General features: G+C 67.0%; 10 protein-coding genes. 3 read left to right on the forward strand and 7 right to left on the reverse strand.

Annotated features, from left to right (window positions below; all coding sequences use genetic code 11):
- Window positions 1–378, forward strand: a 378-nt coding sequence (locus FVA95_RS27015) for an integrase core domain-containing protein (protein WP_149666456.1), incomplete at its 5' end; no start/stop codon positions are given.
- A 234-nt stretch (window positions 379–612) separates the two neighbouring features.
- Here the strand turns inward: FVA95_RS27015 and FVA95_RS27020 are convergent.
- The 5 genes from FVA95_RS27020 to FVA95_RS27040 form a co-directional block, all read right to left on the reverse strand.
- On the reverse strand, window positions 613–912 hold the full coding sequence (locus tag FVA95_RS27020; RefSeq protein ID WP_149666637.1) for a hypothetical protein: 300 nt from the start codon (window positions 910–912) through the stop codon (window positions 613–615).
- 68 nt (window positions 913–980) lie between these two features.
- The gene (locus tag FVA95_RS27025) at window positions 981–1,655 is read right to left on the reverse strand and encodes an Asp23/Gls24 family envelope stress response protein (RefSeq protein ID WP_149666638.1); all 675 of its coding nucleotides are present in this window, start codon (window positions 1,653–1,655) and stop codon (window positions 981–983) included.
- Entirely contained in the window at window positions 1,652–2,218 is a 567-nt protein-coding gene (locus FVA95_RS27030) for an RNA polymerase sigma factor (RefSeq protein ID WP_240051761.1), read from the reverse strand. The genes FVA95_RS27025 and FVA95_RS27030 overlap by 4 nt, the downstream gene beginning before the upstream one ends.
- 563 nt (window positions 2,219–2,781) lie before the next feature.
- Entirely contained in the window at window positions 2,782–2,946 is a 165-nt protein-coding gene (locus FVA95_RS27035) for a CsbD family protein (protein WP_149666640.1), read from the reverse strand.
- 304 nt (window positions 2,947–3,250) lie between these two features.
- Complete coding sequence (locus FVA95_RS27040) at window positions 3,251–3,610, reverse strand: hypothetical protein (RefSeq protein WP_149666641.1); 360 nt, start codon at window positions 3,608–3,610, stop codon at window positions 3,251–3,253.
- Window positions 3,611–3,996: 386 nt separating this feature from the next.
- Between FVA95_RS27040 and FVA95_RS27045 the strand changes: the two genes are divergently transcribed.
- A complete protein-coding gene (locus FVA95_RS27045) occupies window positions 3,997–4,926 on the forward strand; it encodes a hypothetical protein (RefSeq protein ID WP_149666642.1) in 930 nt (309 codons plus the stop codon).
- Window positions 4,927–4,944: 18 nt separating this feature from the next.
- On the opposite strand, the gene FVA95_RS27050 is transcribed toward FVA95_RS27045, so the two are convergent.
- The gene (locus tag FVA95_RS27050) at window positions 4,945–5,340 is read right to left on the reverse strand and encodes a hypothetical protein (RefSeq protein ID WP_205016002.1); all 396 of its coding nucleotides are present in this window, start codon (window positions 5,338–5,340) and stop codon (window positions 4,945–4,947) included.
- 165 nt (window positions 5,341–5,505) lie between these two features.
- On the opposite strand from FVA95_RS27050, the gene FVA95_RS27055 reads away from it, so the two are divergent.
- Window positions 5,506–5,934: a hypothetical protein gene (locus tag FVA95_RS27055; RefSeq protein ID WP_149666643.1), complete on the forward strand. Its 429-nt coding sequence runs from the start codon at window positions 5,506–5,508 to the stop codon at window positions 5,932–5,934.
- On the opposite strand, the gene FVA95_RS27060 is transcribed toward FVA95_RS27055, so the two are convergent.
- A partial coding sequence (locus FVA95_RS27060) for an integrase core domain-containing protein (RefSeq protein WP_149666644.1) occupies window positions 5,931–6,100 on the reverse strand: 170 nt, incomplete at its 5' end. The two genes, FVA95_RS27055 and FVA95_RS27060, sit on opposite strands and share 4 nt — an antisense overlap.

Here is a 6,100-nt window from a genome sequence, read left to right on the forward strand (position 1 = left end):
ACCGAACTCGTCACCGACGCGCTCGGCATGGCCATCACCCGTCGCAGTCCCGAACCGTACTCGGCGATCCTACATTCTGACCACGGCTCGCAATTCACGTCCTGGGCGTTCGGGCGCCGACTGATCGAGGCGGGACTAGTCGGTTCCATGGGCTCGGTCGGCGATTGTTACGACAACTCGATGGTCGAGTCCTTCTGGGGGACGATGCAGCTGGAACTACTCGACTCCAGATCCTGGAAAAGCCGCGCCGATCTTGCCAATGCGATATTCGAGTGGATAGAGTGCTGGTACAACCCGATCAGGCGCCACTCCAGCATCGGGATGCTCAGCCCAGCCGACTACGAAACAGCCCACACCCCACCACACCAAGATCACTGACCCCACACCGTCAGTGTCCGGCGCAGGGGGCCAAGCTCAGCCTCGGAACGCACTCGTCTGGGATGCGACCGGACCTGCAGCACGACGGCAGCGACAACGGGCCCGACACCGCGGACCTCGAGTTCGCTGTCCTCGTAAGGGCACCACGCTGATGGCGCGACCGTGTGGGTGTGAGCGGTTCGGGAGGTGCCGATCAGCTCTGGGCCCGGCTGCCCTTCGTGCGGAGTGCTGCGTTCAGTGCTGTGTGTCGGCGACCGGCCGCAGCTGCGGCTGCTGGGGGGATCGGTCCGGCGCCGGTGCGTGGGTTCCGTGTGTCCGGTCGCCGGTACCGGGAGGCGTGGTGCCGGTGGCGAGCGGACCGCGGGCTCGGCGGGCGAGCAGGCGCTGTGCCCAGGTCAGGACGTGGGTCAGCGCGGAGGGGCCGTGGCGGCGTTCGATAGCGCGTCCGAGTGCGCCCAAGACTCGGCTGAGCACCGGTACGGCGATCGCGAAGATCGCCCAGGTGCGTAGGTGGCGGGACAGCAGGACCCGCATGCTGCAGCTCCTCGGGTGTTGGTTGCGGTTCGTCTGTCGCGTGCTCGGACATCGCGACGGCCCGGTCCTCATTCCGCAACCGAGTGATGTGAGTCACGGCGAACGGGGCGATCGAGGACGTCGTCGATGATCACGATGACCTGTACCGGGTCGAGGTCAGTGAGGTGTCGTACGCGGTCGGTCACGGCGCGGCGGACGTCGGCGGCCAGCTGGTGCAGGGAGCGGCCGTAGTCGGCGGCCAGGGTGATCTCGATGACGGTGCTGGTGCCGGCGACCCCGACGTGGACCTCGGAGTCGGTGTCGTGGGGGCCGGTGAGCCCCCTGCTCAGCGCGACGCGCACGCCGGGCACCTCCTGGGCGCTGTGGCGGGCGGCGACCACCACAACCCGTGCCGCGACGCGGGTGGTGCCCTGTGGTCCGCGCAGGGTGGCGTAGTCGGTGTCCTCGATCGCGCCCCGCAGACGTGCCAGGGCGGCGTCGATCCCGTCCTCGGGGGTGTCGGCCTGTTCGGCGGCGAGGTCGCGCATCGGTGACCACAGCCGGTCGTACTCGGCCAGCGCGGCCTGGCAGTGGACACAGTCGTTCTGGTGGGTGTCGAGGGTTGCGGCGTCACCGCGGGCGACCTGGTCGAGCACCTCGTCGCGGGAGCGGGCGCAGGGCAGCAGGTCCGGGCGCAGCGGGAAGTGGCCGTCGTCGGAGCTTCGGTCCGGGGGCCCGGGGCGGTCGTGCTCGTGGCTGGTCATGTCCACTCCCGCATGGTCTGGGCGAGCTGTCGGCGTCCGCGGGACAGGCGTCCCCGGACGGTCGGTTCGGAGACTCCGAGGATGCTCGCCGCCTCGTCGTAGCTGAGCTGTTCGATGTCGACCAGCACGATCGGGGCGCGCTGGTCGGGCGGGAGTGCGGCGAGTGCGGCGAGGGCCGCACGCAGACGGTCGCGCGCTTCGGCGCGGGTGTCGGCACCGGGGGACCTGACGACGTCGGGATCCTCGAGGGGGGTGTGTTGGCGTCGGCGCTTGAGGTAGGCGATGCAGCGGTTGACCACGATCCGGTAGAGCCAGGTGGTGAACATGCTGTCCCCGGCGAAGCCGGCCAGCGCGGTCCAGACCTGGATGACCACGTCCTGGGCGATGTCCTCGGCGTCGTCACGGTTGCCCAGCATGCGTAGCGCGATGCGGTAGATGCGGTCGCGGTGGCGTCGGATGAGGACCTCGTAGGCCTCGACGGAGCCGAGTTTGGCCTTGCCGACCAGCCAGGCGTCGGCCTGGTCGTCGAGCTGGTCCGCGTCGAGGCTGCGACCCGCGGGCACAGCGCGCTCGGACCGGTCTGGTCGACCCGCCTCGGTGGCGATGTGGACGGTCCGCTCCTGTTCTGGGCGCGAACGCGATTCTCCGGTCATCGGAGTGCCCCAACCGGCCGACGGTGGTGGCGCCGCGGGTGTGGGCGCGGTGCCGGTGAGGTCGGGTCCGGGGCAGACATGACACCTCTCCTGGGTGGTGGCCGAACGGTTCCCGGCCTTCTGTCGTGTTCGGAGCTTCACAGCTGCCGGCCGTGAGCACCCGGGCTCTGTGCTGCGGTGCCGCTGTGTCGGTGGGTCGGCGCGGGGTGCAGAGCGTGTCGGGTGCTGCGGTTCGCCGGTCGCGGTAGCGTGCGGCTGCACGAGCCGGGGTGAGAGTGCGGCGCCCGTGCGACGACGGTCGTGGAGACCCGGCGGAGGGACTCGGTGTGCGGACACGACGGGCCGCCACGGTGACGGGGCCCGCCCGAAGGACGCGGGCCCCGTCCCATCGGCACGTCACAGGCCGGGCTGTCGCCCCCGGACGGGCCCGTCGGGACGAGGAGACGTGGCCGGCTCGGGGGCAAGCGTTGCGGTCAGTCCTTGGTGAAGGTGTCCTTGACGTTCTTGGCGGCGGCCTCGGCCTGGGCGGCCTGGCCGTCGCGCTTGAGGTCATCGTTGTTGGTGACGTCGCCGACCTTCTCCTTGGCCTTGCCGACCGCGTCCTGCGCCTTGTTCTTCGCCTTGTCGATGAAGCTCATCGTCGTTCCCCCATCGTCTGGCGGATGTGCCACCGGTCCCCGGACCTGTCGAGCCGGGTGCCGATCGTGCCACGGCAAACAGCGTAGGCGTCCGCGGCGGTGGATGACGGTGCGGCCGCTCGGGGCCGGCGTCGCGCGCGATACGTCGGGCACCTCGTCGGCGACGGCCATCCGACAGTTCTGACGACGCTCGGTCCCCGATCCTCACGCGCCGAAGCAGTGACTTGAGCTTGGCCCCCTGCGCCGGACACTGACGGTGTGGGGTCAGTGATCTTGGTGTGGCGGGGTGTGTTACCGGCAGCTGTCAGCCCTCGTGCGCGTGGACCTCGGCTCGCACGATCCGGTAGCCCATGGCCAGGGCGTAGTCAGGGACCGTCCATGTCATCCGCTGAACGTTGTCGGTCGGGTTGGTGAGGGTGTTTGTGTGCTCGAACCTGCCCTGGCCCTCGGCGGTCTCCATCGTGATGGTCAGGTTGATGCTTTCCTGCGGGGCAACGCTGATCCTGATCGTCGTCACGTTGAGGTCCCGGTCGAGGTCGACAGCGGGCGGACACGGTACGGGTACGAGCGCGTTCTCGCCCAAGCAGATCTCCTCGCCCGGCAGGCCTGCGTAGGCGTGGGGGGCTGGCATCGCCAGTGACCCCGTCACCACCGCAGTGGTCACTCCCACAGCGACCACTGTGCGGCGCAGAAACATCGTCATACGTGCTACCACCAGGAGAACCTTCCACTCAGGTATAAGATCGGTACGTAGAGTAGTGACTGTTGCCCCAGGCGGGGGATCCGCCACGCCGTCAGTGGCGATCAGGTCCGGAGCACTGTCAGTGCGAGCATGACGATGCCGCAGCCGGCGATGACCAGGGTGAACCAGGCTCCGGTGTTGGGGACCCCAGGTCGCCCGCGGCCGCTATCAGGCCGTCGCCGCTGCCGCCAGAGGCGACGACCCGCCGGAGCAGATCAGGCGGACACATCCTTGCCTGTTTATGAGTAGTGCATCACACTGGCTGCGGCTATGGCCGTGACAGCCCTGTTCAGCGTGAAGGAGACGCCATGTTGATAGTCACAAAGTCGATCTTTGCTGGCCGCTCCAACCCGACCGGAACAATCGACGAACTTGCGGCCCAGCGCATCCTTAGGCCAATCTCAGAGAATCAAGATGGCATAACTACGATCATGCAGAAACGGAAGGCCGGACTCACTCCACTGATTGTCGAGAACGACAACCAACCCAATCCATACGGACTACCCGCTGTATTCTTTGTGGATGACGGATACGCAAAAGACGTCGCCTTGGGTGCTGAGTACGCCCGGAGAATCCTCGACGAAGTCACCCTACTGAAACCAACTAACCTAGGGAAGCCCAGGACATACTACACGTCAGATGGCTCGAACAGGGATAACCTCGGACCCTACACGCGCACTGACTGGACCAATGCAGGCCAGGTAGCGGTGCAGCTCGCAGACTTCAGCCCAGACTACTGGAATAGCAGCACGAAGCTCACCATCGGGAACAACTGCTTCGCGTACGCCACTAATATTAACACCGGATGGAATGGCGTCGGTCGCTCTCAGGTAAATTGGCTGCACCCCGGCTACTGCAAGACTCAGACAGTTCCATCTGGAAACGCGGAGTTCGCCGCCGCCATACACGGCGATGCAATCTATGTAACAGATTCACCTGACAATAAGATCAAAGGGACCTCAGACGATCCGGCATGGATCGTGGCAGTGACCACTGGCCATCCAGTCAGTGACCCGGAACATGAGTGGGACTACCATCTCTACAGGAAAGTATGGCACCCCGACCTGAGAGAGTACGTGTGGGGGCATAAACCTGGCGCGCATCCCGTGGAATACATCCGCGACAACGTCGCTGATGCACCTCTCGAGGACGCCAAGAAGCGCGGATATGACGGACGGTACGGTAGGGGATACTGCACCATCTACCACAATCGCTTATGTTGTGGTTCGGAACTCTAGTAGCATGTCGCCGTTAAATCAGGAACCCGACAGCGGCCCAGGCTGAGCCACGAGCGGACGCCGGGCCCGCCGGGCGAATGGCCCCTGCTCGATCTCGACCTCGGTCGGCGGGACCCGCAACCGCGGCGTCACCGAAGACTGCGGTCGGTCGATCTCATCCAGAGGGCACTCGACCACGCGCCCGGTCAGCCGGTGCAGCTCCACCGTGTGCCGCAGCTCGAAGTACTCGAACAACGCCGACAACGCCGCCGCCCGCCCAGTCCGTGTGGACGGCGCGGCGTCGTGCAGTGCCGAGCCAAAGTAGACGTCAGCGTCAGCGGGTTCCATCTCCCCCAGCGGACGGCCGAACCAGACGCGGATCAGCTCCAGGTGGTTCGTGTCGTTGCGGATCGTGCTGTCGCGCAGACCAAACAAGAGGCGCCGACCTCACCGGTGCCGACATCGTCGACATCGCCCGCCACCTCGACACCGCCACCCGCCGCGGCGAAATGCAAGGCTGACCTGGCCAGGCCGGTGATGCCCGGTTCCTCGGACGCGCCCTCGTGGTTTCCGGCAAGCAGTGGTTTACGCTGCTTGATCATGTCTGTGGTGCGGGACCCGAAGCCGGGTCCGCGTGATGTGCTGGTCGTGACCCGGCAGGACTACGCCCTGCCCGGTAAAGACCTGCAGCGGATCGCCACAGCGATCCACGAGCACCTGACGGTGCTGGTCACCCGGGGGATCCTCACCCACGCCGCCGCTCACCCCCGACCCCCACGTGAGCGGCACCGCCGGACCGGGTTCCGGGGCGGGACCGTTCTCACCGTCCAGGTCGAGGTCACCGCCCGGAACACCACGATCGGGCTGGCGACCGCGCTGGCCGCGATCCGGGGCGGGTTCGACGCCCTGGCCGTGACCGCCCCAGGCCAGTTCACCCCCGCTGAACTCGCCCACCTGGTCACCGTCACCGTCGGCGACGACGTCGACGTCACCACCCACCCCCGGTTACCCGGCCGCGCGCGGCGCTAGATGTGATGTCCAGGGAGGTTGGTCAGCCTGGTGACTGGTGGCTGGCCGCCGATGGCGGAGTGAGCGCGGTGGTGATTGTAGAAGTGCATCCAGCCGGGTAGGGCGTCGTTGCGTTGGCGGGTCGACTCATAGAGTCGGGCGTAGGCCCAGCCGTCGGCCAGGGTCC

It is taken from the genome of Pseudonocardia sp. EV170527-09 (assembly GCF_008369905.1).
Taxonomy (GTDB): Bacteria; Actinomycetota; Actinomycetes; order Mycobacteriales; family Pseudonocardiaceae; genus Pseudonocardia.

What these genes read in the sequence shown, in the direction of transcription:
- FVA95_RS27020 (WP_149666637.1), bottom strand. Translation starts at nt 912, where the DNA reads ATGCGGGTCCTGCTGTCCCGCCACCTACGCACCTGGGCGATCTTCGCG.
- FVA95_RS27025 (WP_149666638.1), bottom strand. Translation starts at nt 1,655, where the DNA reads ATGACCAGCCACGAGCACGACCGCCCCGGGCCCCCGGACCGAAGCTCC.
- FVA95_RS27035 (WP_149666640.1), bottom strand. Translation starts at nt 2,946, where the DNA reads ATGAGCTTCATCGACAAGGCGAAGAACAAGGCGCAGGACGCGGTCGGC.
- FVA95_RS27045 (WP_149666642.1), top strand. Translation starts at nt 3,997, where the DNA reads ATGTTGATAGTCACAAAGTCGATCTTTGCTGGCCGCTCCAACCCGACC.
- FVA95_RS27055 (WP_149666643.1), top strand. Translation starts at nt 5,506, where the DNA reads ATGTCTGTGGTGCGGGACCCGAAGCCGGGTCCGCGTGATGTGCTGGTC.